This window comes from Pseudonocardia nigra, from assembly GCF_019396355.1.
Lineage (GTDB): Bacteria > Actinomycetota > Actinomycetes > Mycobacteriales > Pseudonocardiaceae > Pseudonocardia > Pseudonocardia nigra.
The window spans coordinates 1-1,255 of record NZ_JAHKRK010000468.1; the positions used below are offsets into that span (position 1 = coordinate 1).

General features: G+C 70.7%; 1 protein-coding gene. It reads left to right on the forward strand.

Annotated elements, in window-relative coordinates:
• Positions 1–26: 26 nt before the first annotated feature.
• Positions 27–1,255: ISAs1 family transposase (locus KME75_RS41630; protein ID WP_219420493.1), on the forward strand; the 1,229-nt coding region annotated here is incomplete at its 3' end.

Here is a 1,255-nt window from a genome sequence, read left to right on the forward strand (position 1 = left end):
GAGCGCGACCCCTGGTGATCTTTCAGGTGTTGAAGCCGAAGATCGTCCCGGGGGTCGCGCTCGTGTCCACAGTATCGTCGTTGAAGCCTGCCCTCGACCGGCTGGCCGATCTGGCCGCCGAGGAGGCTCAGCCGGTCGTGTCCGATCCGGGGGTTGCGGTGTCTGCGCTGGTGAAGAGGCTGTCGCTGGTACCTGATCGGCGGAAGCGGCGGGGGCTGCGCCATGAGTTGGTGGTGGTGCTGGCGTTGACGGCGTGCGCGACGCTGGTGGTGGGCAGCGATTCGGTGACCGCGATCTGGCAGTGGGCGGCCCGCACCCCGCAGGAGGTCCTGCGGCGCCTCGGGGCGCGGCGTGACCCGCTGCGAGGCAGGTGGGCGGTGCCCAGCGAACGCACGTTCCGGCGGGTGCTCGCCGATCTGGACGGTGACGCGTTGGACCGGGAGACGTGTGGGTTCACCGCCGAGGTGGTCCGCGGTCTGGCTCCGGTTCCCGTCGTGCCCGACACCCCCGGCCCGCCGGAGCGGGAGCAGCGCCGGGTCGTGCACCGCGAAGGTGAGCATCCGCGGCCGGCGGGGATGCTGCCCGCGGCCGCGGTGGACGGCAAGGCGCTGCGCGGGTCGCGGACCGCGACCGGTTCCCCGACGTTCCTGGTCGCTGCGATCTCGCACGTCAGCGGGGTCGTGCTCGGTCAGCGGCAGGTCCCGGATAAGAAGGGAGAGGGCGGGCAGGTCGAGGCGCTGCTGGCCCCGTTGAACGCGGCCGGGATGGTGTTCACCCTCGACGCGCTGCACACCAGCAAGAAGACCGCCCGCCTGATCACCGGACAACTCGACGCGCACTATGTCCTGGTCATCAAGGGCAACCAGCCGCTGGCCCGCGCCGCTGCGCAGCGCGTGCTGACCGGTCCCGATCGGGACTGGGTACACACCAGCGCGGTCGAGAACGACCGCGGACACGGCCGCACCGAGCGGCGCTCGATCCGGACCACTCCGGTCGACGACACCCTGTTCCCCGGCGCCCAGCAAGCCTTCCGCCTACGCCGCGACGTCGGCAACCTCGACGGCGAGTGGACCAGCAAAGAGGTCATCTACGGGATCACCAGCCTGCCCGCCACCCTCGCCGGCCCCGAGCACCTCAACTGCTACGAGCGCCAGCACTGGACCGTGGAAAACCGTCTTCACTGGACACGTGACGTGACATTCCGGGAAGACCTGTCCCAGGTCAGGACCGGCACACTGCCAGGAGCCCTCGCCGT